Below are 24,692 nucleotides of genomic sequence, written 5' to 3' on the forward strand. Positions count from 1 at the left end.
ATGCCATCACCGTAAGTCACACGGGCCCGCCGGTCAGTACCTCCAGGATCAGCGCCTGGCGAAGTCCTGCGTCCAGTAGAGCTGCCCCTGCCCGTTCCTGGCCGCGCCGACCCCGATGTGGGTGTAGGAGCAGTTCATGATGTTGCGCCGGTGGCCGTCGCTGTTCATCCAGCCCTCGACGACCTCGGCCGCCGTACGCTGCCCCATCGCGATGTTCTCGGCCCAGGCCGAGCCGGTGAAGCCGGTCGCCTTGATGCGGTCGACCATGTCGCGGCCGTCCTGCGAGTCGTGCTCGAAGTAGTCGTTCTTCGCCATGTCGGCCGAGTGCCCGAAGGCCGCCTGGCGCAGCCTGGCGTCGTGGGTGAGCGGGCCGCAGCCGCCCTTGGCCCGTTCTGCGTTGGTGAGCCGGACGACCTCGTTCTCCACCGCCGTGCCGGTGGACGACGTGGCGGGCGCCTTGGTGGCGGCTCGCGTGGGCGCCTTCGTGGGGGCCGGAGTGGGGGTGGGGGTGGGGGCCGGCGTGGCGCAGGTCAGCCGGACGGCCTTGGACGTGGCGGTCCCGCCCCGGTAGTCGGTGGCGACGGTGTAGTACGTGCCGGGCTTGCAGGGCATCCGCAGGGTGATCCGGCCGTCCTTGGTGGCGCCGCTCTTGACGACCGGGTCGTCGCCGGGGACGGCCCGCTTGACGCGGATGCGCAGCAGCGCCGGGTGGACGCAGTCGCGGCGGGCGGCCGTGGCCCGGATGGTGAGGGCCGCGACGTCCGGGCGGGCCACGCTGACGCGGCACTCGTCCGGCTCCTTCCGCCGCTCCTGCGGCTGCTTCTCCGGCTGCCCGGACGGGGCCGCGGTCGCGGCGTCCGCCGGCGCGGTCACCTCGGACGCCGCGCCGGCCGCCCCGCTTCGCGCGCCGCCGGCGGACGTGCCGCAGGCGGCGAGAGTGGAGAGGGTGGCGACGGCGGCGAGCACCCCAAGGGGTCTACGCATGGGATTCCTCCAGTGACGGGAGACGCGCAGTCCCGCATTCTGCCACAAAAAGGACATTTCACCCGCAGCTGATGCCAACTGAGCATCATTGGCACTCTGGCACCGCCCGCCCGGCAAGGCAACACCCGTCCCAGCCTCGCGCCGGCCCCCGGGCCGCGTGACCGGGCACGCGGCCCGGGACGTGGATCGTCACGTCACGCGGACGCCGCATCGGAGTGGGCTCCCTGGTCGAGCAGGGCGTTGATCATCTCCTGGAGCCGGTCGCGTCCGACGGCGCCGAGCGCGCCGGACAGGGCCTGGGCGAGCTTGTCGAACGGGTCGTCCCTCGGCAGCCCCTTCATTTTCTCGGCCAGTTCCTCCACGCTCCACAGCCCGTCCTTGTGGATGTGGCCGCCGGGGGACCAGCCGTGGCTGACCGCGACCGTCCCGCCCCGCACAGACAGCACCTGGCCGGTGAGCGGGCAGGTCGCGCCGGCCAGGTAGGCGGCGACAGGCGCGACGGCCGCTGGGTGCAGGGGATCGAACCGGCCCGCCGGCGGTTCCTGGCTCATGCCTGGAACCGCCAGCGTGAGGCGGGTGCGGGCCATCGAGGGCGAGACGCAGTTGACCCGCACGCCGTGGCGGCCGAGTTCGAGGGCGGCCACGGTGGTCAGCGCCGCGACCCCGGCGTTGCCCGCCGCGTAGGAGACCTGTCCGGGCAGCGGGTTGAACAGTCCCGAGCCGGAGGAGGTGTTGACCACGGCGCGGTCGGCGTGGACCCCTGCCTGATGCCGGTCGCGCCAGTGGCGGGCCGCCCAGTGCGTCACCGCGAAGGTGCCCTTCAGCTTGACGGCCACGACCTCGTCGAAGTCCTCCTCCGGCAGGTCGGCCAGGCCCCTGTTCCGTTCGATGGCCGCGTTGTTGACCACGACGTGGAGGTCGCCGAAGGACTCCAGGGCCGTCTCCACCATGCGGCGGGCGCCGTCCCAGTCGGTGACGCTGCCGGTGTCGGCCACGGCCTGTCCGCCGCGGGCGGTGATCTCTTCGGCGACCTCGGCGGCCACCCCGGCGTCGCTGCCCGTGCCGTCGATGGCGACGCCGGGATCGTTGACGACGACCTTGGCGCCTTCGGCGGCGAAGAACAGCGCCTCTTCCCGCCCGATGCCGCGCCCTGCCCCGGTGATGAGGACGACGCGCCCGTCCAGACTTCCCATGAACGATTGCCCTTCGATTGACTGCAGTCTATGTATTAATTCACAGTATGCAATGAACTAAGCTGGCTCGCGTGGTGGAGAAACACGGACTGCGGGAGCGCAAGAAGCAGCGCACCCGGCAGGCGCTGATCGAGGCGGCGGTGCGCCTGTTCGAGGACAAGGGCTACGACGACGTGACCGTGGCCGAGATCGCCGACGCCGCGGAGGTGTCGCCCCGCACCTTCTTCCTTCACTTCCCGGCCAAGGAGGATGTGCTCCTGGCCCATGCCGACGTGCGCGTCGACCTGGCCCTGCGGGCGATCGCCGAGCGCCGCGACGGGGAACGGCTGCCCGACGTGCTGGTGCGGGCGATGGACCGGATGATCGCCGACACCTGGGACAGCGACCTTCCCAGCGGGCTCGCGGCGCTTCGCGCGCGGCTGGCGGCCTCGGTGCCGGCGTTGCAGGCGCGGCTGCTGCAGCGTTACCTCGCCGCGCAGGCCGAACTGGCGCAGGCGCTGCAGCGGGCCTTCCCCGGCAGGCTCGACACGATCACCGCCTCCGCCCTGGTCGGCGCGATGGTGGGCGCGGTCAGCGCGGCCGCGCTGACCGCGCTGCGGCGCGGCGACGGACCCGACGAGGTACGGAACGCCATGCGGCAGGCCATGGCCTTGGTGGCGCGATCCGTCACCTGACCCCCGCCATCACGTGTTCAGAGCCGCGCCGAGGAACGTGGCCGGGATTTTTTCCACCGAAGTGGACTATTTCGTCGTATTTGGGCACAAGAGCGGCGGCCACCGGCCAGAAGGCACGAGATGAGGAGACAGATGAACGCCATGGCGACCGACTACGACAGCCCGCGCAAGATCGACGACGACTCCGGGCAGGAGGGCTTCACGGACACCCTGACCCGCCGCCCCGACCCCTCCGCCGGCGGCATCGACGTCGACGAGACCGAGCTGGCCGAGTCGATCGAGCTGCCCGGCGCGGATCTGTCGGGCGAGGAGCTGTCGGTGCGGGTGATCCCCCCTCAGCCGGACGAGTTCACCTGCTCGCACTGCTTCCTCGTCCGTCACCGCAGCCAGCGCGTGTCGCGGGCGAGCGGCCGGCAGGTCTGCCTGGAGTGCGCCGCCTGAGCCGGCGTGGGGGAGGCCCCGAGAGTGACGAAGCCCTGGCCGGATCGCCGGCCAGGGCTCTTTCAGCTGCCGATGTCCCGGATCAGGACGCCCAGTGGGCCTGATCCGTCGGCCACGCCCGCGGCGTCCGCTTCTTGAGCAGGCTCTCCTCCGGCGTGCCCACCGCGCACCGGGTGCCGTGCGGCGGCACGGTCAGCGCGATCAGGTACTGGTCGATGATGTCGGTCTGGCACTTGTCCTTGCCGTAGATGCGGTGCCCCCAGCCCTCGTACGTGAGCAGCACCGCCTTCGGCCCGAGCTGCCGGGCCGCGTTCGCGGACCAGAGGTACGGGGTGGCGGGGTCGTGCAGCGAGTTGCCGAGCAGGATCGGCGCCTCACCGGTGTAGCGCAACGGGTGCGGCGGGTTCGTCGGCGCCGAGTTGAGGCAGATCGGCAGGTCGTCGATCGGGTACGGGTGGTAGCGCGTGTCCGGCGCCAGCAGGTTGGACGCCCGCATGAGGGCGGCGTACTCGCTGTAGTCGCGCACCTTGAGGTTGTAGTCCTGGCACAGGATGCGCGTCGGCAGCCAGGCCACGTCCCCCTCCACCGGCCCCCGGCCGGGCAGCGGCGGCACCCACGACGGCTCCGCGCCGCCGCTCAGCCAGTCGATGACCTCGCTCAGCGTGCGCCAGTCGGGGCCCTCGGTGCCGAGCGCGGCGTTGTAGATGACCTGCAGCTCGGTCATCCTCGTCCCGGTGGCCGGGTAGAGGAGCTCGCCGCGCCGCGCCTGGGCCAGCAGGTTCTTCCACATCGTGCGCACGTCACGCCCGTGCAGGACGCAGCTCTCGTCGGCCTCGCACCAGCCGGCGAACTCGTCGAAGGCGTCCTCGACGGCCATCGCCTCGGTGGCCAGGAAGCCCGCGACGCCGAGGCTGTGGTCCATGTTGCTGTCCAGCGCCAGGGCGCGGACCCGGTCAGGGAACAGCTCGGCGTACATCTGGCCGATGAGCGTCCCGTACGAGATGCCGTAGTAGCTCAGCTTCTCCTCGCCGAGGGCGGCGCGGAGGGCGTCCATGTCCCTGGCCACGTGACGCGAGTCGACGTGGTCGTAGAGCGGGCCGGTGCGCTCGCGGCAGTCGGCGTGCAGCTTCTTGGTGAAGGCGTTCCAGGCGTCGAAGTCGGCCTGGCTGGACATCACGGTGTGCGGCATCTGGTTGTACACCGAGGCCGAGCAGATCACCGGGTGGCTGCGGCCCACGCCGCGCGGGTCGAACCCGACGATGTCGAACCGCTTCTGCAGCTCCTCGGTGTAGGAGCCGGGGGCGCCGTACACGGCCTCCACACCGGAGCCGCCGGGGCCGCCGGGGTTGATGACCAGCGACCCGATCCGGGCGGCGGGGTCGGTGGCCTTCCGGCGGGCGAGGGCCAGGTCGATGGTCGGGCCGTCGGGCTTCGACCAGTCGATCGGCACGGTCAGCTTGCCGCACTCGGCGCTGGGCTCCTCCTCGCAGGGCGCCCAGGTGATGCTGTCCTGCCCCGTGGACGCCGCCGCGGCGCCGGCGGGCGGGACGGGGAGGAAGGCCGTTAACGCCAGGACGGTGGTGGCGAGCAGGGCTGTTCTCTTCCGCAAAACACTCCGATCCTCTGTTGACAGGGCTGACCCGTACGCGCAAGGCGGACGGGTCAACTGCTGATCATGGAGCACGCGGTGGCGTCCGTGGTCCGAAATCGCCAAGTTTGTGGGTAAGGCTCCGGGACGGACAAGTTGACACGGGACGATCATTGAAGCACCCTTTCCCTATTCAAATAGTGAAAGGGTGCTTCAAGTGATCGCGTTCAGCCTGGACCGTGGCTCGGGGGTCTCGACGTACCTGCAACTCGTTCACCAGGTCAAACAGGCGCTCCGGCTCGGCACGCTGCGACCCGGAGACCAGTTGCCGACCGCTCGCGAGGTGGTCGAGAGCCTGGCCATCAACCCCAACACCGTGCTCAAGGCCTACCGGGAGCTGGAGCGCGAAGGGCTGGTCGAGGGGCGGCCGGGGTTGGGGACGTTCGTCCGGCAGGGGATCGCGGGTGCGACGCTCGCCGACCACACCCGGCTGCGGCGCGGCCTGGAGGCGTGGGTACGCGACGCCTTCGCGGCCGGTCTCGACCAGGAGGACCTGCGGGCGCTGTTCACGGTGGTCCTGGCCGACGCCGCGAAGGAGGGCGTGGCATGAGACCCGCGCTGGAGACGACCGGGCTGGGGATCCGCTACCGCCGTACGTGGGCGTTGCGCGACTGCTCGCTGGCCGTGCCCACCGGCCGCGTGGCGGCGCTCGTCGGTCCGAACGGCGCGGGCAAGACCACGCTCATGCACGCGGCCGTCGGCCTGCTGCGGCCCGCGCTGGGCAGCGTCCGCGTGACCGGCGAGGCGGCGTTCGTGGCCCAGGACAAGCCGCTGTACGACAGCTTCACCGTCGCCGAGATGCTCGCCTTCGGCCGCCGCATGAACACCCGCTGGGACCACGCGGCCGCCGCCGACCGGCTCGCCGGGCTGGGCATCCCGCTGAGCCGGAAGGTGCGCGGGCTGTCGGGCGGGCAGCAGGCGCAGGTGGCGGTCACCCTGGCGCTGGCCTCCAGGCCCGACCTGCTCGTGCTGGACGAACCGCTGGCCAATCTCGACCCGCTCGCCCGCCACGAGGTGATGCGCTCGATCATGGGGGAGGTCGCCGGACGGGAGCTGACCGTGCTGCTGTCCTCGCACGTCGTCTCCGACCTGGAGGAGACGTGCGACTGGCTGGTCGTGCTGAACGGGGGCCGGCTGCAGGTCAGCGGCGACATCGAGGACCTCCTCGACCGGCACCTCGTGCTCACCGGGCCGGAGGGGGCGTCGGCCGCGGGGACGCAGGTGGTGAGCGCGAGCCGTACCGGCAGGCAGCTCGGCATGCTGGTCAGAGGCGGGCCTCCGCTCGATCCGCGCTGGCAGGCGCGGCGGCCCGGGCTGGACGAGCTGGTCATGGGCTACCTGCGCAGCCCCGAGTCGGCGACGCTGCCCGGAATGACGGCGGTGGGCGCGTGATCTGGGTGACGTGGCGCCAGCACCGGGCGCAGATCCTCGTGACGGCGGGCTTCCTCGCGCTGCTGGGGGCGCTGCTGCTGGTCTCGGCGGTGGAGGCCCACCGGTACGTGGCCGGGCACGCCCCGCCCGGTTGCCCGGGGCCCGCCGTGGCCTGCGGCGAACTGTCGGTGGCGCTCGGGCAGCGCTACGACGCGGTCTACTCGGTGTTCGGCTGGATGCCGCTGGTGGCTCCCGCGCTGATCGGGGCGTTCTGGGGCGCGCCGCTGCTCGGCCGCGAGTACGAGCGCGGCACCCACCGCCTGGCCTGGACCCAGGCCGTGCCCGTGCGGCGGTGGCTGACGGTCAAACTGGCGGTCCTGGGCGCGGCGGTCGTGGCGGGCGGGCTGCTGCTGTCGCTCATGGTGAGCCTGTGGCGGCCGGTGTTCAGAGAGGGGATCGACTCCACGTTCGGCAACATCGGCGTGTTCAACATGGTCGGGGTGCAGCCGGCGGCCTGGTGGCTGTACGCGTTCGCGCTCGGCACCGCGGCCGGCGCCCTGTTCCGGCGCACCCTGCCCGCGATGGCGCTGGTCGTGGCCGGGGTGACGGTGACGATGTTCACACTGTTCCAGGTGAGCGACCACTACGCCGAGCCCGCGCGTGCCGAGCTGTCCGGCACCGTGCTGCTGGACGACCCCGACACCCGGCTGGTGAGCGCCGCCTGGGTGGAGCCGTCGGGAAGGGAAGTCGCCGAGCCGTCGGGCAGCGGCTGCCCGCGTCGGGCGGACGTCGGACAGAGCAGCAGGCACACCGAGGCGTGGCAGGCATGCCTGTTCGACCGGGGCTACCGGTACGCGGTGTACTACCACCCCCCGTCCAGGTTCTGGCGCTTCCAGTGGACCGAGGCGGGCATCCTGGCGCTGGCATCGGCGGCCCTCTGCGGCGTGGCCGTGCGCCGCACCGTCCGCCGCCCCGGCTGACCGGCCGGTCCGGTCACTCCGCCGCGGGCCAGAACCGGAACAGGTAGGACCGGTCGCCCGTCCGGCGGGCCCGGAGACCGTAGGTCCCCGGGCCGCCGAGGCCGAGCCAGGGCGCGTCCGGCTCGACCAAGGGGTTGACCTCCAGCTCACCGCTGTCCAGCCGCACCAGCGTCTCGCTCTCGAACGGCCCCGGAGGGGGCGCGTCCCAGAGCTCGACCACGACCGCCGCCTCGTGCGGCGACCCGTCCTGGCTGACCACCGTGACGACGTTGCGCCCGGTGAACAGCCAGCGGGACGGGTCGCCGAAGACCGCCACGGACTCCTGAGGGCCACCGTCGTCGAGCAGGTCGAAGCTCTGGTGGTCCACCAGGACCGTGGTCTCCAGCCGGTTCAGCAGATTCGCCACGGTTACTAGTTATGCGCCTGGACCGAGCCGTGCGCCAGTTCCTGGGGGCGCGCGGCGTCCAGGTCGTAGCTCGCTCCCTCGACGTTGTCGTAGTCCACCGGCGAACCGGGATAGGCGCCCGCCGACAGCGGCCAGACGACCACCCGGAACGCGCCGGGCGAGCCGTCGTAGGCGTAGGCGACGAAGCCGCGGCCGTCCGAGGTCTCGCCCTTGAAGGCGATCTTGTCGTCCGGCGTGACGACCAGCCACTCCAGCGACGCCGAGTCCACGTCGATGCCCTGCTGCACCCGGTAGGAGAGCTTGCCGTTCGACGGGGCGGGGCCCTCGTCGTGCGGCAGGTACTTCGGGTTGAACTGCAGGTGCGCCCTGCCGTCCGGGGTGTCGAGCTGGCCGCCCGCGGTGGCGAACCCGGCGTCCGGATCGTAGACGATCACCATGACGTCCTGGAGATCGGTGCCGGTGTCGTCGTCGGTGACCTCGGTCTTGATCGTGTACATGCCCGGGTGGGCGTAGGTGTGCGTGTTCTCGCAGGTCAGGTCGGCTCCGGCGTAGGTGCTGCTGGTGCCGTCGTCCCAGTCGGTCACGCAGGTGTGGGTGTCGTTGGCGCCCGGCTCGCTGTAGACGGCCTGCAGCTTGACCGGGGCGCCCGCGCGGAACACCTGCCACGGCCGGGGCTGGTGGATGCCCGGCGTGTCCGGGGGAGTGGCGGGTTCGTCGTCGGCCGCCGCGATCAGCGGGCGCGCGCCCATGGCCGGTGCGACGTTGCTGAGCCGTACCGTCGCGCTGTCGCTCACCGCCGGGTTGATCCCGTCGCCGGCCGTCAGCGTCGCGGTGAACGTGCCGTCGTCGGTGCAGGCCACCGAGGTGGCGCCGCTGCTGGCGTTGGCGAAGGAGCAGGTCGCGCCCGGGTCCACGCCGGGACCGGGGGTGAAGCTCCAGCTCACGTTCGGCGTGCCGGACTCGGGGTCGCTGGCGCTGCCCTGGAGCGCGACGAACGCGCCCTCGTCGCCGGAGACGTCCGGCCCGGCGTTGACGGTCGGCGGCAGGTTGACCGGCGGAGGGCCGCCACCGCCCGGAGGCTCGTCCTCGTCCGGCGGCACGGCCTCGCACGCGTCGGAACCCTCCGGCGGGGTGTCCTTGATGTGCACGTAGAAGCCGTCGGAGTGGTAGAGGATCCGGTCGTCGCGGTAGTACCGCTTGAGCGCGTTGCCCGCGCACCCGTTCACGGTCTTCTGCACGCCGAGGACGGAGAAGTCCCAGTTGGGGTTGGACGCGCCCTCAACGGTGGTCGCGAAGGGGTACTCGTCGCACTCCTGCCCCTTGGAGGTGTCGTAGTCGCTCTTGGGGATCCGCGCGCACGCCCTGTCCTTCTCGCGGCCGTTCGCGTTCCAGACCGGCCCGTTGTACGGCACGCGGTGCAGCGCGAACAGATCGTCCCGGTTGCCGGCGACGAACTTGCCCGGGATCAGCTTGGCCGTGTCCTGCTTGGGATAGGTCTGCCACGGCTGCCCGTCCCGCAGGCAGAACGGCTCGGCCTGCGCGCACTGGATGTGCCTGGCCACCTCGGCGACCCTGGTGTCCTGGACCGAGTACTGCAGGTGCGGGATCACGTCGTCGAAGATGCACGCGCCGCGCCGCATCTTGCCGAAGTAGTCGGCCGAGTCGCAGCGGATGTTGTGCTTCTCGGCCGGCAGCCCCGGCAGCGTGACGTTCCAGGAGTCGATGATGTAGCCGTCGAAGGCCCAGGTGTGCCTGGCGATCTGGTCGGTGCCCGCGGTCGGCAGCGAGGTGATCGACCAGGAGGTCCAGCCGTCGTCCCAGTCCTTGAGCTGCTTGCCGGTGTGGGCGTAGTTCTGCTCGCAGCCGCTGGAGCCGCCCAGGCAGCTGATGCGCTGGTAGAGCATGGATTCCGGCCGGATGTAGCCCTTGGTCGTGGGCCAGTAGACGGCCTTGCCGGCCTTGAAGAAGACGGTCACGCCGCGGGTGCGGTCGTCGCGGCCGTAGGCGACGGCGTCGAAGTCCATGGTGACCGTGGACATCAGCCGGCCGGCGACGACGCGGCCCGCGGAGATCTGGTACCGCTGGCACCACATCCACCGGTTGTAGACCCGGCCGGTGGAGTCCTTGGCGTCGTCGCTGTCGAGGCAGTCCTCGACCTCGGGCCCGGTGGGCTCGGCCGGCGGGGTGCGCGGCCCGGAGGCGGCCGCGGTGGCGAAGGGGTCACGGTAGGTCAGGTCGGGCTCGCGACCCCCGGTCTTCCTGAGGTCGGACTCGACCCCGAGCTCGCCCTGGTCGTCGATGGTGAGCTTGCCGGTGTAGGAGAGGGCTCCCGCTTCCTGCTGGGGCGGCGGCTCTGCCTGGGCCGGGCTCACGTGGAGCGGCACGGCCAGGATCAGAGCCATCGGTAAGCAGAGCAGGACACGCCGAAGTCGGCTCATGAACATGTACTCCCCGTAACAGAAGAGCGGCCGGGAAACGCGACCGCCGCTCGCGAGCGTACGACGACATGTCATGAATCGCCAGGATCGATTGTCAAACGTGACCGCTCGTCCGGGTGAGGCGGCGGGAGCCGCGACGGCTCGCCGGGGTCAACCGGCCGAGCTCGCCGACCTGGCCTCCTCGACGCTCTTGCGCAACGCGGCCGCGATCGGCTCGACGGGCGCCCACAACTGCTGGATCCGGTCCTGGCGCTGCCGCAGCTCCCGCCAGGACGGGACCACCGTCGCGAGCTTGGCCGCCGTGGCCAGCGCCGCCAGGACGCGGACGTCCACGTCCAGCCGGCCGACCGGCTGCCCGCCGCGGATGGCCCGGCCGACGCGCTCGGCCAGCCTGCGCGACAGGTACGCCTTGCGCGGCGTGATCCGCTCCACCGGGAACAGCAGGACCCGGCGCCGCTCCACCCTGATCATCCGGGCGGCCGCCAGCTCGTCGCGTACGATGCCGACCGCCTTGCCGTGGTCCTTCTGCACCCACCGCCGCCACGAGCGGGGCGGCGAGGCCGAGATCTGCTCCCAGACCACGGCCCGCAAGGAACCCGGCTCGGCGGCCGGGGCGGTGAGAGGCCGCGCCTTGCCCGACTCGTCCGCCAGGTTGCCCGCCAGCAGCAACTCGGCGAGGGCGGCGGCGCGCAGCAGGCAGCCCAGCTCGCGCCGCTGGGGCAGCCGCTCCTTCCGCAGGTCGAAGGCCAGCAGGAAGGCCGACCGGGGCAGTGACTCACCCTGCTTCACTCGCGTCTCCATCCGCCCGCTCCCGTTCTTCGTCTTCCTGATCCGGGCCGTCCCCTGCGTCGTCCCCTGCGTCGTCCTCGGGCGCCTTCCTCGGCCGTCCGCGCGGGCGCATCCGCCCCACCCCGTCAGGCAGCCGCCCGGCCTCGGCAAGGGCCCGGCGCAGCAGGAACTCGATCTGGGAGTTCGTGCTGCGCAGCTCGTCGGACGCCCACCTGGCCAGCGCGTCGTGAACCACCGGGTCAAGCCGCAGCAGGATCTTCTTCCGCTCCACGGTGATTACTGGTAGAGCGTGCCCGTGTTGACCACGGGCTGCGTGTCGCGGTCACCCACCAGCACCACGAGCAGGTTGCTCACCATGGCCGCCTTGCGCTCCTCGTCCAGCTCGACCACGTCGTGCTCGGCGAGCCTGGCCAGGGCCATCTCCACCATGCCGACCGCCCCCTCGACGATCCGCTGCCGGGCCGCCACCACCGCGCCCGCCTGCTGGCGGCGCAGCATGGCGTGGGCGATCTCGGGCGCGTACGCCAGGTGGATGATGCGCGACTCGATGACCTTGACCCCGGCGGACGCCACCCGGGCCGCGATCTCCGTGGACAGCCGCTCGTTGATCTCGTCGGCGTTGTCCCGCAGGGACAGCCTGGGCTCGCCGTGCGCGTCGTACGGATAGCTGCCCGCGATGTGCCGCACGGCCGTCTCCGCCTGGATGGCCACGAACTCCACGAAGTCGTCCACCTCGAACACCGCCTGCGCGGTGTCCTCCACCTGCCAGACCACCACGGTCGCGATCTGGATCGGGTTGCCGTCCGCGTCGTTGACCTTCGTCACGTCCGTCTCGTGGTTGCGGATCCTCGTCGAGACCCGCCGGCGCACCGTGATCGGGTTGACCCACTGGAAGCCGGGGGTGCGCAGGGTGCCGACGTACCGGCCGAGCAGCTGCACCACCCTGGCCTCGCCCGGCGCCACCGCGGTGAGGCCGAAGTACAGGAAGAACCCGAGCAGGATCATCAGGATGCTCACGACGGTCACCCACACGCCGCCCTGCCCGGCCCCCGAGGCGAGCATGACGATCCCCGCGACGAGCAGCGCGATCCCGGCCAGGGCCAGCGCCGTCGCCACTCCCATCATCACGAACCCGTTGGCCGCCCGCACCGGGCGCTCGCCCGTGCGCGGCGCGGGCATGTCCACGACGGCGGCCTCAAGCGTGGCCTGGCCCGATGTGTTCGTCATCGTCCGTCCCTTCTGGATGACTTCATTCTGCTATCTAAGTGATATCACTTTTTGGAGGACGATGCGAGGCCCGTTCTCAGGAGCGCCGCGACCCCGCCCGCGACGGTGGAGCACTCGAAGATGTCCGCGTGCGGGCAGGGCTCCCGCGTCACTTCTTCGGCCGGGCGATGAACGTGGTGATGACCACGGTGACAGCGAAGATCACGGAGACGATGACGATCGCGAGGGGCCAGTCCATGGCGGCCTCCCTCCATCCGAGCCTTGCATCTCCAGCTCATTCCGCCGGCGTGCTCGGCGCCAGAGGCGAAAGTCCCGGCTGCCCGAAGACCTCCGGCACCGCCGCAGCGGGCCGGCTCCGCGCCGGGCGTCCACGACGGCGAGCACCGCGAGCCCGCCCAGCGTCCAGGCCGCCACCATGGCGAGGTCCGTCCATGGCCACGGCCGTCCCGCCGGATCCAGCACGGCGAGGATCGCGTGAGACACGTGTCTGAGCGGGAAGACGTCACCGACCGTGCGCAGCGCGCCGGGGAGTTCGCCCCCGACGACGAACACGTCCGAGACGAAGGCCAGCGGCAGGAACGTGCCGAGAGTGATCGCGTTGACCGTCTGCTGGTTGCTCGCGAACGCCACCACGACAGCCCCGAGGACGGTGAAACAGGCCGCCCCGAGAGCCGTCGCGGCGAGGATCCCGGGAACCGCGCGGGGCTCGATCCTGACGTCGTAGCCGAGCACCGCCACCAGCGCCAGCACGGCGGTGGTGGCGAGGGTGACCAGCAGCGCGGTGGTGAGGTGGCCGGCGTGGTAGGCCCAGCGCGGCAGGGGAGTGCCGGCCAGCCGCTTCAGCACGCCGCGCTCACGGTCACCGGCGGTCGCCTCGGCGATGTTGACGTAGGAGGCCACGCCCACCGTGTACGTGATCATGGCGGCGAGCATGAAGACCGGCAGCCGCACCCCTGAGACCCGGGCGTCGGCGAAGATCAGCGAGATCAGGGCGAGAAGCAGCACCGGCAGGATCACCGTGAAGAACGCCGTGGACAGGTCGCGGCGCAGCCGGACCAGCGCGTGACCGGCTTGGGCGGCCAGAAGCCGCCACGGCGAGGGGCGCCCCTGGGACCGGGCACGCCGCTCCCGGGCCGTGCCGGCCGTCCGGGTGCGTGCCGCTGGCCGTTCCCAGCGGAATCGCCGGACGGCCAGCGCCGCGCCACCGATCCCCCAGAGCAGCAGCACCGCCAGATGATCGGGGTAGAGACCCGCTCCGGTGAGGAACGGATTCATGGCGTCGCGCACGGCGTGGGCCAGATGCCGCAGGGGGAAGATCCAGCCGATGGCGTCCAGCCAGGCGGGCAGCCGGGCGCCGACGAGGATGACGTCGGAGATGAACGCCAGCCCCAGCAGCAGGCCGGTGCCGAGCAGCTGCACCGCCGCCGCGCTGCGCACCAGCGCGACCACGGCGAAGCCGAGCGCGGTGAAGCACGCCGCCCCGATCAGCAGGGTGAGCAGCAGCGCGGGCAGCGTACGCCAGACCGGCTGCACGTCGTAGAAGACGACACCCACGGCCAGCAGCACGGCGACGGTCACCGACGCGATCACCAGCGACGCCCCGGCCAGCCCCGCGAGGACCGCCGAGGCGGGCACCGGCGTGCCGCGCAGCCGCTTGAGCCAGCCGCGGTCGCGCAGGTCGGCCAGGCGGATGGCCAGCGCGCCGAAACAGCCCTGGGCGACGCCGAACACCGCCATCACCGGGACGACGAACTGCATCACCCGCACGCCCGACCCGGGCTGGACCACCTGGTTGCCCACCGCGGCGCCGACGATCACCGTCATCAGCAGGGGTATCGCGACCGTGAAGACGGCCGCCATCGGCGTGCGGACGAAGGAGAGGGTCTCGTGCCGGACCAGCCGCCCGATCATGACGTCGCCTCCTCCACCAGGTCGAGATAGACGTCCTCCAGGGACGGCCGGGCCAGCGACAGCGAGGTCAGCTCGGTGCCGCGCTCCAGCGCCCAGCCGGTCAGGGCGTGCATGTCGCGGGCGGGGTGCCTGGTCGCGACCGACACCGCCGTACCGCGCACCTCGGCCTCGCCGGTGAGGGGCGGCAGGTCGGCGACGGCCGTGCCCTCGGGCAGGCGGAACGACAGCACGCTGGTGCGCTCGGCCGCGATGAGCGTGTCCGGCGCGCCGGCGGCGACCACGCGGCCCGCCCGCAGCACGGCGACCTGGTCGGCCAGTTGCTGGGCCTCGTCCATGTAGTGGGTGGTGAGCAGGATCGTGGTGCCGGACGAGCGCAGGCCGTCGATCAGCTCCCAGGCGTGGTGCCGGGCCGAGGGGTCGAAGCCGGTGGTGGGCTCGTCCAGGAACAGCAACTCCGGACGGCCGACGAGGCCGAGCGCCAGGTCCAGGCGGCGGCGCTGCCCTCCGGAGAGCGTGCGTACCCGGGCGTCGCGTTTGTCCTTGAGCCCGGTCCGCTCGATGACCTCGTCCGGGCCGTAGGGGTGCGGGTAGAAGCCGGCGTACAGCCGGACCAGTTCGAAGACGGAGAACTCCTCCTCGAACCCGGCCTCCTGCAGCACGACCCCGATGCGCTCACGGTAGGCCCGCCCGCCGGTGGCCGGGTCGAAGCCCAGCACGGACACCCGACCGGCGTCGCGCTCCCGGTGCCCTTCCAGGATCTCCACGATGGTGGTCTTGCCCGCGCCGTTCGGCCCGAGCAGCGCGAACACCTCTCCCCGCTCGACGGTGAAGCTCACCCCGTCCACGGCCTTCACTGTCCCGTACTGTTTGTGCAGTCCCTCGACGATCATCGCTGACATGTCGCTGCCCTCCGTCCACCCTTCAGCGTCATCCGCCGCGACCGGGCCGGGCAGGGCCGAAAGGCCCTACTGCGGGGGCCTTGCCGCCGCTCCTCAGCCTTGGGCTTCCTGCCGCGCCTTGGCGTAGTGGCGGGCGGCTCGCGCTCGGTTGCCGCAGCCGGCTGAGCACCACTCGCGCCGTGGGGTGTCGCGGACGAAGTACAGCACGCAGCCGGGGCCGGGGCAGGCGCGCAGGTCATGGCGGAGCGGTCCGGCGAACAGGGCGACGGCTTCCTCGGCCAGTGCCGCGACGGCGGCCGCGACGGGCCGGCCCGTGGTGCGGACCGTCATGTGCGGTTCAGGGGCGGTACGCAACTCGCGCCATCGCGGGGCCTGCCGCGCGCGGCGGTTGAGGGTCGCCACAGCGGCCGGATCGGGGTCACGGCCATCGACGGTCGCGACGGTCAGGGTCCGGACGGCGTCCCGGAGCTCCCGGGCGACGCGCAGGTCGCTGTCGTTCACCTCGCGCAGGTCGGCGTCGGTGAGCGGGACCGCCAGGCGTGGGCGCATGTCGCGCAGCCACGCGGCCAGGTGCTCGGCGTTCTGGAGGCCGTCCATGGGACGGCCTCTGACCGCGTACGAGGTGTTGCCGAGTTCGATCGGCGGCGGTTCGCCGAGGAGCGGGGCGCCGCCGCTTGCAAGGTGAGCCACATCCACCTTTCTAACGGTACCGCCGAGTTGACACCGTTAGAAACCCCTGCCATTGTTTCTAACGCCAAGACGGGCAACAATCCGTTAGATATCGGAATCTGGAGATTCGTATGAGCACCCCGGCCCTGCAGACCGGACACGTCGGCCTGAACGTGACCGACCTGGCGCGTTCCACCGCCTTCTACCACCAGGTCTTCGCCTTCGAGACCCTGGCCGAGCAGACCGACGGCGACCGCAGGTTCGCCCTCCTCGGCCGCGACGGCACCCTCGTGGTGGCGCTGTGGCAGCAGAGCGGCGGAACCTTCCCCACGGATCGCCCCGGACTGCACCACCTGTCGTTCCAGGTGCCCGACATCGAGGCGGTCCGCCGCTACGAGGCCGTCCTGCGGGACCTCGGCGTGCAGTTCGCCTACGACGGGATCGTCCCGCACGGCGAGGGCGCGTCCTCCGGCGGCATCTTCTTCAGCGACCCGGACGGCATCCGCCTGGAGATCTACGCGCCGACCGGCGCCGACACCGCGCAGGCGCCCGTCCAGGGCGCCCCCACCTGCGGCTTCTTCTAAACAGACCGCCCGGGCCGCGTGCCGCGGCCCGGGCCCGCCACGGAGAGGGGATCACCCATGTTCCATCGAGGAGAACACGCCGTACAGCGCCGCGCCGGGCTGACCGTCGACGGCTGGGGATCGGCCGGCGTAGGCACGACCATCCCCCAGGTGGCCGCGGACTTCCTCGCCGGGCAGCGCCTGGTGGTCATCGCGGCCGCGGACGCGACGGGCGCCGCGTGGGCCGGCGCGCTCACCGGCCCGCCGGGATTCATCACCGTGCCCGACGACCGGACCATCATCGCCGACCGGCTGCCCGGCGCCGGTGATCCCCTCGCCGGCCTCTTCGCCACCGAGCAGCCGCTCGGGATGCTCGCGATCGAGCCCGCCACCCGGAAACGGATGCGGGTCAACGGCCACGCCCACGACGACGACGGCCGCCTCATGATCCACACCGAACAGGTGTACTCCAACTGCCCGAAGTACATCCAGACCCGCGCCTACGTCGACGACTCCCCCTCGACGAACAGGACGGCGATCGTCACCGGCGCGCTGACCGCCGACCACCAGCGGTGGATCGCCGCGGCCGACACGTTCTTCGTCGCCACCTACGTCGCCGGGCTGGGCGCCGACGCCTCACACCGGGGCGGCAACCCCGGCTTCGTCACCGTGTCCGGCGACCGCCGGCTGACCTGGCCCGACTACGTCGGCAACGCGATGTACATGACGCTGGGCAACCTCGAACTCGAGCCGCGCTGCGGGCTGCTGTTCCTGGACTGGGAGAACGGCGACACCCTGCACCTGACCGGCCGCGCCCGCGCCGACTGGGACCCGGACCGGGCAGCCGCCGTCCCGGGCGCGCAGCGCCTGATCGACTTCGACGTCGAGCGGGTCGTCCACATCGCCGGCGACGTCCCGCACCGGTGGTCGTTCGGCAAGTACTCCCGGTTCAACCCCGCCTGACCCTCTTCACGAACGAAAGGCAGCCATGCGCGTCCGCGTCGACATGACCCTGTGCCAGACCCACGCCCAATGCGTTTTCGCCGCCCCGGAGGTGTTCGCCCTCGACGACGATGACGAGCTGGTGTACGACGCCACACCTGCCGACGCGTCGTGGCCCGCCGTCGAGCAGGCCGCTCGGGCGTGCCCCGTGCAGGCCATCTTCCTGGACGGGGACTGACCCGTGCGCCGCGTCGCGATCGCCGGCGCCGGCCTCGCCGGACTGACCGCCGCACAGGAGCTCCGCCGGCTCGGCTACGACGGCGAGATCAGCATGATCGGCGCCGAGCGCCACCGGCCCTACCGAAGGCCGCCCCTGTCCAAGGAGTACCTCCTCGCCAACGACAACGACAACGACAACGACAACGACAACGACAGCGACAACGGCGTTGGCGTCGCGCTCGCCGGAATCGATGACCTGAGCGTGACCTGGCTGCTGGGTCACCCCGCGACCGGCCTGGACCTGGTCGGCCGCCGCCTGCACCGCGGCGCCCTGCCGCCCGTCCCGTTCGACGCCCTGGTGATCGCCACCGGGGTACGGGCCCGCACCCTCCCGGGCGCCGGCGAACTGCGCGGCGTGGTCACGCTGCGCGGCCTCGACGACGCCCGGGCGTTGCGCGCCGCGCTCACCACCCGTCCCCGCGTGGTCGTCGCCGGAGCCGGGTTCATCGGCTCCGAGGTCGCGGCCACTCTGCGCGCGCTGGACCTGCCGGTCACCCTGGTGGGGCCCGGCCGGGTGCCGCTGCGCCGGCCGTTGGGCGACGAGGTCGGCGCGATCGTCGCCGGCCTGCACCGCGCCCACGGCGTGGACCTGCGGCTGGGCCGCCGCGTCGCCGGCGTCACCGGCACGGGACGGGTGGAGCGGGTCCATCTCGACGACGGCACGGCGCTGCCGGCCGACCTGCTCGTCGTGGCCCTCGGCGCCGAACCCGAGACCGAGTGGCTACGCGGCTGCGGCCTGCGCCTGGACCGCGGCGTCGTCGTCGACCGTCACGGGCTGGCCGCGCCGCGGGTGGCCGCCGCCGGAGACGTCGCCCGCCGGCCGTCCGCGCTGCTCGGCGGGGAGCTCGTCCGGGTGGAGCACTACGGCAACGCCCTCGAACAGGGGGCGCAGGCGGCCCGGGCGCTGCTCGGCGTCGCCGCCCCCTTCGACCCGGTCCCGTCGTTCTGGTGCCACCTGTACGGCCACAGGCTGCAGTCCGCCGGCTTCACCGGAACCGGCTACGACCTGCGTCTGGTGACCAGGGAACCCGACGGCCGGTTCCTCGCCGAATACCACCGCGACGGACGTCTCGTCGGCGTGGTGACCGCCGGGTTCGTGCGCCGGCTGACCACGTACCGCCAGTCGCTCACCAAGGAGTACGCGTGACCTGTCGAGTGATGGCGTCGAGCAGGCCGGGGAAGGTCTCGTCCATCTCGGCGCGGCGGAGCGTGTTCATGCGTGAGGTGCCGACATAGTGCTGCCGGATCAGGCCGGCCTCGCGCAGCACCTTGAAGTGGTGGGTGGCGGTGGACTTGCTGACGGCGATGTCGAAGGCGCCGCAGGCGACGTCCTCGCCCGCCGCGTCGAGCTGGGCGACGATGCTCCGGCGGACGGGGTCGACGAGCGCCTCCAGCACCCGTTGCAGGTCGAACTGCTCCTTCTCCGGGTGGGGTGGTGTGCGTTCCATGACCCCATAGTACGATAACCATCAAAGTTCGATGAGTGTCGTACTTTCGTCTTCGGCAGGAGGGGATTCGTGTGGCCAGGACCGTGCTGTTCCACGAGCTCGGTGGACCCGAGGTGATGAGACTGGAGGACCAGGACCCGGGGGAGCCGGGACCGGGTGAGGCGCGCATCCGGGTGGAGGCGATCGGCGTCAACAGGGCCGAGGCCCTGTTCAGGAGCGGCCACTACATCGAGCCGGTCAAGCGGCTGCCCGCCAGGCTCGGCTCCGAGGCCGCCGGCACGATCGAGGCGCTCGGCCCGGGCGTGACCGGCTTCGAGCCGGGACAGCCGGTCAGCGTCGTGCCGAACTTCTCCCAGAACGACTACGGCGTCTACGCCGAACGGGCCGTCGTGCCGGCCACCGCGCTGCTGCCCCGGCCCGAGCAGGTGGACGCCGTCTCCGGCGCCGCCGTCTGGATGCCCTACCTGACCGCCTACGGCGCGATGGTGGAGATCGGCCGCATGCGGGCGGGGGACGTGGCGGTGGTGAACGCGGCCTCCAGCAGCGTCGGCCTGGCCGCGATCCACACCGCCGACCGCCTGGGCGCCGTCCCGGTGGCGGTCACCCGCACCCGCGCCAAGGCCCGGCAACTGACCGGCCAGGGCGCGGCGGAGGTCATCGTCTCCGACGAGGAGAACGTGACCGAACGCGTGCTGGAGCTGACCGGCGGCCAGGGCGCCCGATTCGTCTTCGACGCCGTCGCCGGTCCGGGCGTGGCCGAGCTGGCCCGGGCGGTGGCGGCCGACGGGACGCTGTTCCTGTGGGGTGCGCTCAGCGGGCAGCCGACCCCGTATCCCGGGTTCGACCTGGGCATGCCCGCTCTGAACATGCGTACGTACACGATGCTGGAGATCGCCAGGGACCCGCTGCGGCTGCGCCGCGCCGCCGCGTTCGTCGCCTCGGGGCTGCGAGGCGGCGTGTTCCGGCCGGTGGTGGATCGCGTCTTCCCGCTGGAGGAGATCGTGCAGGCGCATCGGCACATGGAGTCCAACACCCAGTTCGGCAAGATCGTCGTCACGGTGGACCACTGACGCCCTCCCCGTCAGTCGAGCGGCCACAGCTTGCGGCCTTTGGAGAGAACACCGCCGAGGACCGATCGGGCCTGGACGAGTGTGCCCTCGTCGATGTCGCCGATCACGTTGTTGCGGGCGCCGATCTGGACGACGTTCCCGGCCGTCCCGATGAAGGTGGCGCCTTCCACCATCACCACCGTGCCGGACACGTGACCCACGAGGGTCCCGCCCTGGATGACGACGTCACCGTCCACATCGCCGGACCTGACCTCACCGGGACCGACGACCTCGACGTCTCCCGGCCCGGTGGGCGCGGCCGCGGCGGCGCCGGCCCGGTGCAGCCGCCACGCGGACCAGCCGGTGGCGACCAGGCCCAGCGCGCAGGCGACGGCGGCGGCGGCCGCGGGGACGGACTGGTCGCAGCGCCCCACGATCCACTCGTTCGCGGGCCCGGGCCGGCCGGGGTCCTGACGCTGCTCGTAGGTGATGGTGCCGCAGCCGGCCGCCGCAGGGGACGCGCCGAGCAGCAGGATCCACACCGCTCCCACGGCTGTGAGCAGGCATCGCGCCAGCAGCCGCTGCGTGCGCTCGTTCATCGGCAGTCCTTCGGAGCGGCGAGTACGGCCTTGATCGCTTGGACGCGCGCCCGCGACGACGCCTCGTCCGGCGCGTACGGGTCGGCCTCGCCCCGCAGGCTGTGCCAGCGTTCGGTGGCGAGGTCGAGCTGGGCCGCGTGCAGGCGTGCCAGGCGGCGGTAGGCGGTGAGGCCGCGGCGCGGGTTCTCCCCGGCGCGGAGAGCGTCGACCTTGAGCCGGAAGCGCCGGGCGGGGGAGAGAAGCACCGCCGCTTCCTGCTCGGTGATCGCGTCGCGAGACGCGGGCGGCAGGGTGGTCAGCGCCACTCGCAGGCCGCCCGCCTCGCTGCGCAGTCCGCGGCGCAGAAGGAGCACGTACAGGACCACCGAAGGGCCCTGGAACAGCAGCAACTGGGCGGGCGTCAGCACCAGGACGTCGAAGGTGTCATCGGCGGTGAACCACTTGTGGGACTCCTTGGCGAGGTAGTCGAGCATGGCGTTGTTGCAGAAGTGCGCGCTCGCCGCCGCGCAGAGGCCGAGGGCGATCGTGGTGAGCTGCTGGGAACGGCTGCGTAGTTGCCGGGCGATGCCGAAGGCCGCGCCGGTGACGGCGGTGAACGCGGCGTGCGCGGCCATGAGCCCGGCCACCTGCCGGGCCCAGAAGTGAAAGCCGGCGCTCGACCCGTCGAAGGCGGCCATGTACGTGACGCTCTCGGCGAAGTTGAAGCCGAGCCCGGTCGCGGCGCCGACGACGACGCCGGAGACGACGGAGTCGAAATGCCGCCGGTGGAGCAGGAAGAGGATCGCCACGCCCGCCCCCTTGCCGAGTTCCTCGAAGAACCCCGAGACCATGGGCAGGCCGGTGTCCTTCAGGCGCGTCACGTCCAGGGTGTTCTCCGGGAGCGGGAAATGCAGGGTGGAGAAGGACTTCCACCACTCGTTCATGGTCAGGCCGAAGCCGGTGGCGATGACGGCCCCCCATCCCGCGGCGGTCAGCAGCAAGGGCACGGGCACCCGCCGGAAGCGCTGCAGGTGGTGCACGAGCCACAAGGCGTACAGGGTCGTCGGCAGGCACAGGAGAAAGGCCAGCGCGTGGGCGCGCGGCCAGACGGCCACGTCGAGCAGGGACGGGATCTTCAGGGCCGGCAGCGCCAGCAACGTTGTCACGAGCGTCCTGCGGTACCGCCGCGCCACCCGCTCACGGCGGTCCGGCGGCACGTGCCGGGCCCTGGCGTGGCGCAGGTGTCCCCAGGCGACGGCCGACAGCACGGCCAGCAGTGCCCAGCCCGGCAGGTATTGCCAGTAGACGAGCGAGGTGAGGAGGTTCGTGAGCTTCGTCAGCTCGGGAATGCCGGCTTGCGCCACGTCGATCTGCGGGGGACGTACCTGGCTGAGCAGCATGGTGAGCGCGACCATCGCGTGCAGCGACACCAGGACGAGCAGCGCCAGGCGCTGCCGCCGGCAGGCCGGCAGAAGGTGAGTGTGCGTTTCCTCGGTCATGGGGTCACCTGCCGGGCGGCGCGGGCGGGGACGGCAGGCCCGGGAGGCCGGGCAGATCGTCCAGGGTGACGCGCCGGTCGATCGCGCAGCTCACGACGAGTCCGAGCGTGAGCATGCAGCCCACGGCGATCGACGTGAAGGTCCGGAAGAGGCGCAGGTGCGGCCGGGACTCGAAACCGGCGGGCTCGGGCGGCGGCTTGCGCGGGGCGGGGGGCTGCTCGCGGCGCGGACGGCGGGGGCCGGCCGTGCGCGGCTCGCGGCCGCGTCTGAATCTCTTCGGTCTGTTCGCGTACAGGAAGACGCCGACCCCTGCGAGGACGAGCGTGATCATGATGCTGCGGATCGCCCCCACCAGGCGCGTCAACGCCGGTTCTTCGTCCTCGACCGTGGCTGGTGGTTGCACGAAGAACTCGCCCGCCGGCGCGATGTCGCTCACGCGGCAAGAGCCCGCGCCGGGGATGGTGAGCGCGAGGTTCGTCGCGTGCAGCCGGTACGTGCCGGGAACCCCGTTCCATCGGCCGTCGTTCAGGGTGCCGGAACCGGTCAGGACGGCGCGGCCGCCCACCGCCGTCCCGGTGACGGGGATCGTCAGCTCAGCCGTCGCCGCGGCCGCGCGATTGTCGTAGTCCTCGAACTGTTCGCCCGGTCTAAGGGAGAACGTCACACTGCCGGAGATCTGGGTGGGCAGGTCCCGGATATTCGCGGTGACGTTACTTATGTCGAGCCGCGCCGGAAACCGTGCGGTTCCGGGTGCCTCGGCCGGAATCATCGGGGGTGTTACGAGTGTCAGTTGTCCTGTTCCTCCTGCCTCGCAGGTGACCGGGGCTGGTCCGGAGCGGGCGAAACCCGTGGTCGTGGCGCCGGGCGCCTGGAGGGTGGCGACGATTCCCAGAGCGCCGATCATCAAAGGGGCGTATCCCATAAGCACACTTTCCGGACCAGACATCAAACGGTGCGGCTGACAACGCATGCAAGGTATATCGGGTCATCGAACTTACGCGGGGATAGCTCGGTTTCGGCTTGAGCGGGTGGTTGCGCAGCGTGATCGGAGGCGTTGATTGCTCGTGTTGCGGAAGCCGTACGCGCAGCGCGCTTCGAGCTTGATCACGCGATTGGTCCCTTCGCTCTTGGCATTGGTGATGCCCGTGCGGATGAACGCCTCGATCTCGGCCCACCAGGCGGCGATGCTCTGGGCCAAGGTGACCAGTTCGGGCAGGTAGGCGTGGTCGGCGCACCAGGCGAAAAAGGCGTGCAGGCGGTGGGCGATCCGCGAGCGGGCCGGGTTGGTCCGGGCCAGCGCGAGCAGGTGACGCAGTTTCTCCTTGGCGTGCCAGCCTGCCAGCAGATGCCTGCCGGCGGTGCCGATCCTGCCCACGTCGCGTTCCAGGACGGCACGCTGCTCGGCGGTCAACTCCTCGGCATTGGCGCGCAGCAGGCGGCGGTGGTCGTATTCGGGGTCGCCCTTGCGTCCACGGCGTCCGCGCATCTTCCAGGTCAGCCGCCGCCGCAGCTCAGCGAGCTTGGCGTTGGCCAGTTGCACCAGGTGGAAATGGTCCACCACGATGATCGCGTGTGGCAGCGCGGCGCGGATCGCCGAGCGAAACACCGCGCACATGTCGATCGCCACGTAGGAGACGGCGTTGCGCCATGCGGCGGGCCGGGCGTTCAACCAGGCCGTGACCGACGTCGCCACGCGGCCTTCGACCTGGCCGAGCAGCCCTTGCTCCCCGCACAGATCGGTGAAGCCGACATGCCATCGGTCGGCGATCAGCCGGTACTTGCCGGTGGCCGCATCCTGTTCCCAGCGGGGAGCGCCCCGCCGGATCTCATCGATCCCGATTGCCGAGGTCGGCAGCGGCTCGGCGGGCAGCACCTCGGTGGCATAGGCGCGCATCTCGCGCATCGCCACCGGCCAGGACAGCCGATGGTCACGCCCGGCCTGGGAGATGGTGCGCCCGCCGTCCACCACGCTGCGCCCGCAGGCCCGCCGCAACCTGGCGGTGGTCCGCATCCTCGCGCCGACCTGCGGAACCTGCTCGGTGAACGATCCGCGCCGACAGCGTTCCTCCCGGCACACCCAGCGGCGTTTGTGCCACAGCAGGCTGATCGTCTCACCGCCGGCGCACAGGTCGCGGGGCGAGGTGAGCACACGTTCCTTGACCCGGGTGGCGAACACCCCGCACGCCGGGCAGGCCCGTGCCGTCTCATCATCAGTGATCATGTGGACCACCCGATGGCCGTCATCGTCGCGTTCCACCCGCACCACCGCCACGCCTTCCAGGCCCAGCAGCAGTGTCGCATCCGAAGAAATCTCTATAGTGTTCTGCACGCCCGTGGTTTCTTGAAGATCGACTGCCTAGACAACAGTCATGATCCACAAGAGCCGCGGGCATCTTGCATCCGGGGTGATCTTCAGCCTTAGCCGTCACTCAACGTGACCAGAGAGCGGACTCCTGCCGCCCCTCCCCGATCAAACTCGAAGACCCGGTATATCGGCTCCCCGCGATATTCATCTCGATTATTGAGGCGGGCCGGTCCGGATGAAGAATGAACGTCCGATTCATGGCATTAGTTCGATGCGTGCCGCGCGTCTGTCGCGTCGCCGCCTTCCACGAAGACGCGGCGATAAGCTTTCCGATCAGCGGGGCGTCCGCGGGAGATTTCTGCGGGTCCGTGTCGATCCGCGGGCCGCTCGTTCGACCTG

26 protein-coding genes are annotated in these 24,692 nt (G+C 71.5%); 10 read left to right on the forward strand and 16 right to left on the reverse strand.

Going from position 1 to position 24,692, the window contains the following annotated elements:
* Positions 1-48 precede the first annotated feature (48 nt).
* Both Nocox_RS43135 and Nocox_RS20215 read right to left on the reverse strand, forming a co-directional pair.
* Positions 49-984, reverse strand: a complete 936-nt coding sequence (locus Nocox_RS43135) for a CAP domain-containing protein (protein ID WP_246649822.1) — start codon at positions 982-984, stop codon at positions 49-51.
* 194 nt (positions 985-1,178) lie between these two features.
* Positions 1,179-2,177, reverse strand: a complete 999-nt coding sequence (locus Nocox_RS20215) for an SDR family NAD(P)-dependent oxidoreductase (protein WP_020542748.1) — start codon at positions 2,175-2,177, stop codon at positions 1,179-1,181.
* 71 nt (positions 2,178-2,248) lie between these two features.
* On the opposite strand from Nocox_RS20215, the gene Nocox_RS20220 reads away from it, so the two are divergent.
* The gene (locus tag Nocox_RS20220) at positions 2,249-2,851 is read left to right on the forward strand and encodes a TetR/AcrR family transcriptional regulator (protein ID WP_020542747.1); all 603 of its coding nucleotides are present in this window, start codon (positions 2,249-2,251) and stop codon (positions 2,849-2,851) included.
* 141 nt (positions 2,852-2,992) lie between these two features.
* Positions 2,993-3,292: a DUF4193 domain-containing protein gene (locus Nocox_RS20225; RefSeq protein ID WP_026214250.1), complete on the forward strand. Its 300-nt coding sequence runs from the start codon at positions 2,993-2,995 to the stop codon at positions 3,290-3,292.
* Between the two features lie 82 nt (positions 3,293-3,374).
* On the opposite strand, the gene Nocox_RS20230 is transcribed toward Nocox_RS20225, so the two are convergent.
* Positions 3,375-4,901 (reverse strand): alpha/beta fold hydrolase, encoded by a 1,527-nt coding sequence (locus tag Nocox_RS20230; RefSeq protein ID WP_020542745.1) that lies wholly within the window; start codon positions 4,899-4,901, stop codon positions 3,375-3,377.
* A gap of 196 nt (positions 4,902-5,097) precedes the next feature.
* Between Nocox_RS20230 and Nocox_RS20235 the strand changes: the two genes are divergently transcribed.
* From Nocox_RS20235 to Nocox_RS20245, 3 genes are read left to right on the forward strand one after another with little or no spacing between them, the layout of a single operon-like run.
* Positions 5,098-5,490 (forward strand): GntR family transcriptional regulator, encoded by a 393-nt coding sequence (locus tag Nocox_RS20235; RefSeq protein WP_020542744.1) that lies wholly within the window; start codon positions 5,098-5,100, stop codon positions 5,488-5,490.
* A complete protein-coding gene (locus Nocox_RS20240; RefSeq protein ID WP_020542743.1) occupies positions 5,487-6,332 on the forward strand; it encodes an ABC transporter ATP-binding protein in 846 nt (281 codons plus the stop codon). The genes Nocox_RS20235 and Nocox_RS20240 overlap by 4 nt, the downstream gene beginning before the upstream one ends.
* Entirely contained in the window at positions 6,329-7,291 is a 963-nt protein-coding gene (locus Nocox_RS20245) for an ABC transporter permease (protein WP_020542742.1), read from the forward strand. The genes Nocox_RS20240 and Nocox_RS20245 overlap by 4 nt, the downstream gene beginning before the upstream one ends.
* Positions 7,292-7,304: 13 nt before the next feature.
* On the opposite strand, the gene Nocox_RS20250 is transcribed toward Nocox_RS20245, so the two are convergent.
* The 8 genes from Nocox_RS20250 to Nocox_RS20285 all read right to left on the reverse strand — a co-directional run bounded on the left by Nocox_RS20250 (position 7,305) and on the right by Nocox_RS20285 (position 15,651).
* Positions 7,305-7,697 (reverse strand): hypothetical protein, encoded by a 393-nt coding sequence (locus Nocox_RS20250; RefSeq protein WP_020542741.1) that lies wholly within the window; start codon positions 7,695-7,697, stop codon positions 7,305-7,307.
* Between the two features lie 5 nt (positions 7,698-7,702).
* Positions 7,703-10,099, reverse strand: a complete 2,397-nt coding sequence (locus Nocox_RS20255; RefSeq protein WP_020542740.1) for a PKD domain-containing protein — start codon at positions 10,097-10,099, stop codon at positions 7,703-7,705.
* 186 nt (positions 10,100-10,285) lie between these two features.
* Entirely contained in the window at positions 10,286-10,924 is a 639-nt protein-coding gene (locus Nocox_RS20260) for a GPP34 family phosphoprotein (RefSeq protein WP_020542739.1), read from the reverse strand.
* Positions 10,911-11,201: a type II toxin-antitoxin system antitoxin gene (locus Nocox_RS20265; RefSeq protein WP_085996008.1), complete on the reverse strand. Its 291-nt coding sequence runs from the start codon at positions 11,199-11,201 to the stop codon at positions 10,911-10,913. The genes Nocox_RS20260 and Nocox_RS20265 overlap by 14 nt, the downstream gene beginning before the upstream one ends.
* Positions 11,201-12,151 carry an SPFH domain-containing protein gene (locus Nocox_RS20270; protein WP_020542737.1) on the reverse strand — a complete coding sequence of 317 codons (951 nt, stop codon included), beginning with the start codon at positions 12,149-12,151 and terminating at the stop codon, positions 11,201-11,203. The genes Nocox_RS20265 and Nocox_RS20270 overlap by 1 nt, the downstream gene beginning before the upstream one ends.
* Before the next feature lie 201 nt (positions 12,152-12,352).
* On the reverse strand, positions 12,353-14,062 hold the full coding sequence (locus Nocox_RS20275) for an ABC transporter permease (protein WP_020542735.1): 1,710 nt from the start codon (positions 14,060-14,062) through the stop codon (positions 12,353-12,355).
* Positions 14,059-14,952 carry an ABC transporter ATP-binding protein gene (locus tag Nocox_RS20280; protein WP_020542734.1) on the reverse strand — a complete coding sequence of 298 codons (894 nt, stop codon included), beginning with the start codon at positions 14,950-14,952 and terminating at the stop codon, positions 14,059-14,061. Before Nocox_RS20280 ends, Nocox_RS20275 begins: the two co-directional genes overlap by 4 nt.
* A gap of 102 nt (positions 14,953-15,054) precedes the next feature.
* The gene (locus Nocox_RS20285; protein WP_020542733.1) at positions 15,055-15,651 is read right to left on the reverse strand and encodes a CGNR zinc finger domain-containing protein; all 597 of its coding nucleotides are present in this window, start codon (positions 15,649-15,651) and stop codon (positions 15,055-15,057) included.
* 110 nt (positions 15,652-15,761) lie between these two features.
* Here Nocox_RS20285 and Nocox_RS20290 point away from each other — a divergent pair, with 110 nt between their 5' ends.
* The 4 genes from Nocox_RS20290 to Nocox_RS20305 are packed head-to-tail and all read left to right on the forward strand — an operon-like array spanning position 15,762 to position 18,561.
* Positions 15,762-16,214: a VOC family protein gene (locus Nocox_RS20290; protein WP_020542732.1), complete on the forward strand. Its 453-nt coding sequence runs from the start codon at positions 15,762-15,764 to the stop codon at positions 16,212-16,214.
* 57 nt (positions 16,215-16,271) lie between these two features.
* Positions 16,272-17,156, forward strand: coding sequence for a pyridoxamine 5'-phosphate oxidase family protein (locus tag Nocox_RS20295; RefSeq protein WP_020542731.1), 885 nt, complete (start codon positions 16,272-16,274; stop codon positions 17,154-17,156).
* A 25-nt stretch (positions 17,157-17,181) separates the two neighbouring features.
* Positions 17,182-17,373, forward strand: coding sequence for a ferredoxin (locus Nocox_RS20300; protein ID WP_020542730.1), 192 nt, complete (start codon positions 17,182-17,184; stop codon positions 17,371-17,373).
* 3 nt (positions 17,374-17,376) lie between these two features.
* Positions 17,377-18,561, forward strand: a complete 1,185-nt coding sequence (locus tag Nocox_RS20305; protein ID WP_020542729.1) for an NAD(P)/FAD-dependent oxidoreductase — start codon at positions 17,377-17,379, stop codon at positions 18,559-18,561.
* On the opposite strand, the gene Nocox_RS20310 is transcribed toward Nocox_RS20305, so the two are convergent.
* Positions 18,542-18,862, reverse strand: coding sequence for an ArsR/SmtB family transcription factor (locus Nocox_RS20310; protein ID WP_020542728.1), 321 nt, complete (start codon positions 18,860-18,862; stop codon positions 18,542-18,544). The genes Nocox_RS20305 and Nocox_RS20310 overlap by 20 nt on opposite strands.
* 71 nt (positions 18,863-18,933) lie before the next feature.
* Here Nocox_RS20310 and Nocox_RS20315 point away from each other — a divergent pair, with 71 nt between their 5' ends.
* Entirely contained in the window at positions 18,934-19,932 is a 999-nt protein-coding gene (locus Nocox_RS20315) for a zinc-dependent alcohol dehydrogenase family protein (protein ID WP_020542727.1), read from the forward strand.
* Between the two features lie 11 nt (positions 19,933-19,943).
* Here Nocox_RS20315 and Nocox_RS20320 read toward each other — a convergent pair whose 3' ends face one another.
* From Nocox_RS20320 to Nocox_RS20335, 4 genes are all read right to left on the reverse strand, one after another.
* Entirely contained in the window at positions 19,944-20,510 is a 567-nt protein-coding gene (locus Nocox_RS20320) for a hypothetical protein (RefSeq protein WP_020542726.1), read from the reverse strand.
* Positions 20,507-21,988, reverse strand: coding sequence for a PrsW family intramembrane metalloprotease (locus Nocox_RS20325; protein ID WP_051112541.1), 1,482 nt, complete (start codon positions 21,986-21,988; stop codon positions 20,507-20,509). Before Nocox_RS20325 ends, Nocox_RS20320 begins: the two co-directional genes overlap by 4 nt.
* A 4-nt stretch (positions 21,989-21,992) precedes the next feature.
* Positions 21,993-22,757 (reverse strand): hypothetical protein, encoded by a 765-nt coding sequence (locus Nocox_RS20330; protein ID WP_157382993.1) that lies wholly within the window; start codon positions 22,755-22,757, stop codon positions 21,993-21,995.
* A 225-nt stretch (positions 22,758-22,982) separates the two neighbouring features.
* Entirely contained in the window at positions 22,983-24,317 is a 1,335-nt protein-coding gene (locus Nocox_RS20335) for an ISL3 family transposase (protein ID WP_063711730.1), read from the reverse strand.
* Positions 24,318-24,692: the final 375 nt, after the last annotated feature.

The organism is Nonomuraea coxensis DSM 45129 (assembly GCF_019397265.1).
Lineage (GTDB): Bacteria > Actinomycetota > Actinomycetes > Streptosporangiales > Streptosporangiaceae > Nonomuraea > Nonomuraea coxensis.

Bases quoted from the DNA above. Each gene is read 5' to 3' on its own strand.
- Nocox_RS43135 (WP_246649822.1), bottom strand. From the start codon at position 984: ATGCGTAGACCCCTTGGGGTGCTCGCCGCCGTCGCCACCCTCTCCACT.
- Nocox_RS20215 (WP_020542748.1), bottom strand. From the start codon at position 2,177: ATGGGAAGTCTGGACGGGCGCGTCGTCCTCATCACCGGGGCAGGGCGC.
- Nocox_RS20225 (WP_026214250.1), top strand. From the start codon at position 2,993: ATGGCGACCGACTACGACAGCCCGCGCAAGATCGACGACGACTCCGGG.
- Nocox_RS20240 (WP_020542743.1), top strand. From the start codon at position 5,487: ATGAGACCCGCGCTGGAGACGACCGGGCTGGGGATCCGCTACCGCCGT.
- Nocox_RS20255 (WP_020542740.1), bottom strand. From the start codon at position 10,099: ATGGCTCTGATCCTGGCCGTGCCGCTCCACGTGAGCCCGGCCCAGGCA.
- Nocox_RS20270 (WP_020542737.1), bottom strand. From the start codon at position 12,151: ATGACGAACACATCGGGCCAGGCCACGCTTGAGGCCGCCGTCGTGGAC.
- Nocox_RS20275 (WP_020542735.1), bottom strand. From the start codon at position 14,062: ATGATCGGGCGGCTGGTCCGGCACGAGACCCTCTCCTTCGTCCGCACG.
- Nocox_RS20280 (WP_020542734.1), bottom strand. From the start codon at position 14,952: ATGATCGTCGAGGGACTGCACAAACAGTACGGGACAGTGAAGGCCGTG.
- Nocox_RS20290 (WP_020542732.1), top strand. From the start codon at position 15,762: ATGAGCACCCCGGCCCTGCAGACCGGACACGTCGGCCTGAACGTGACC.
- Nocox_RS20295 (WP_020542731.1), top strand. From the start codon at position 16,272: ATGTTCCATCGAGGAGAACACGCCGTACAGCGCCGCGCCGGGCTGACC.
- Nocox_RS20300 (WP_020542730.1), top strand. From the start codon at position 17,182: ATGCGCGTCCGCGTCGACATGACCCTGTGCCAGACCCACGCCCAATGC.
- Nocox_RS20310 (WP_020542728.1), bottom strand. From the start codon at position 18,862: ATGGAACGCACACCACCCCACCCGGAGAAGGAGCAGTTCGACCTGCAA.
- Nocox_RS20320 (WP_020542726.1), bottom strand. From the start codon at position 20,510: ATGAACGAGCGCACGCAGCGGCTGCTGGCGCGATGCCTGCTCACAGCC.
- Nocox_RS20325 (WP_051112541.1), bottom strand. From the start codon at position 21,988: ATGACCGAGGAAACGCACACTCACCTTCTGCCGGCCTGCCGGCGGCAG.
- Nocox_RS20330 (WP_157382993.1), bottom strand. From the start codon at position 22,757: ATGATTCCGGCCGAGGCACCCGGAACCGCACGGTTTCCGGCGCGGCTC.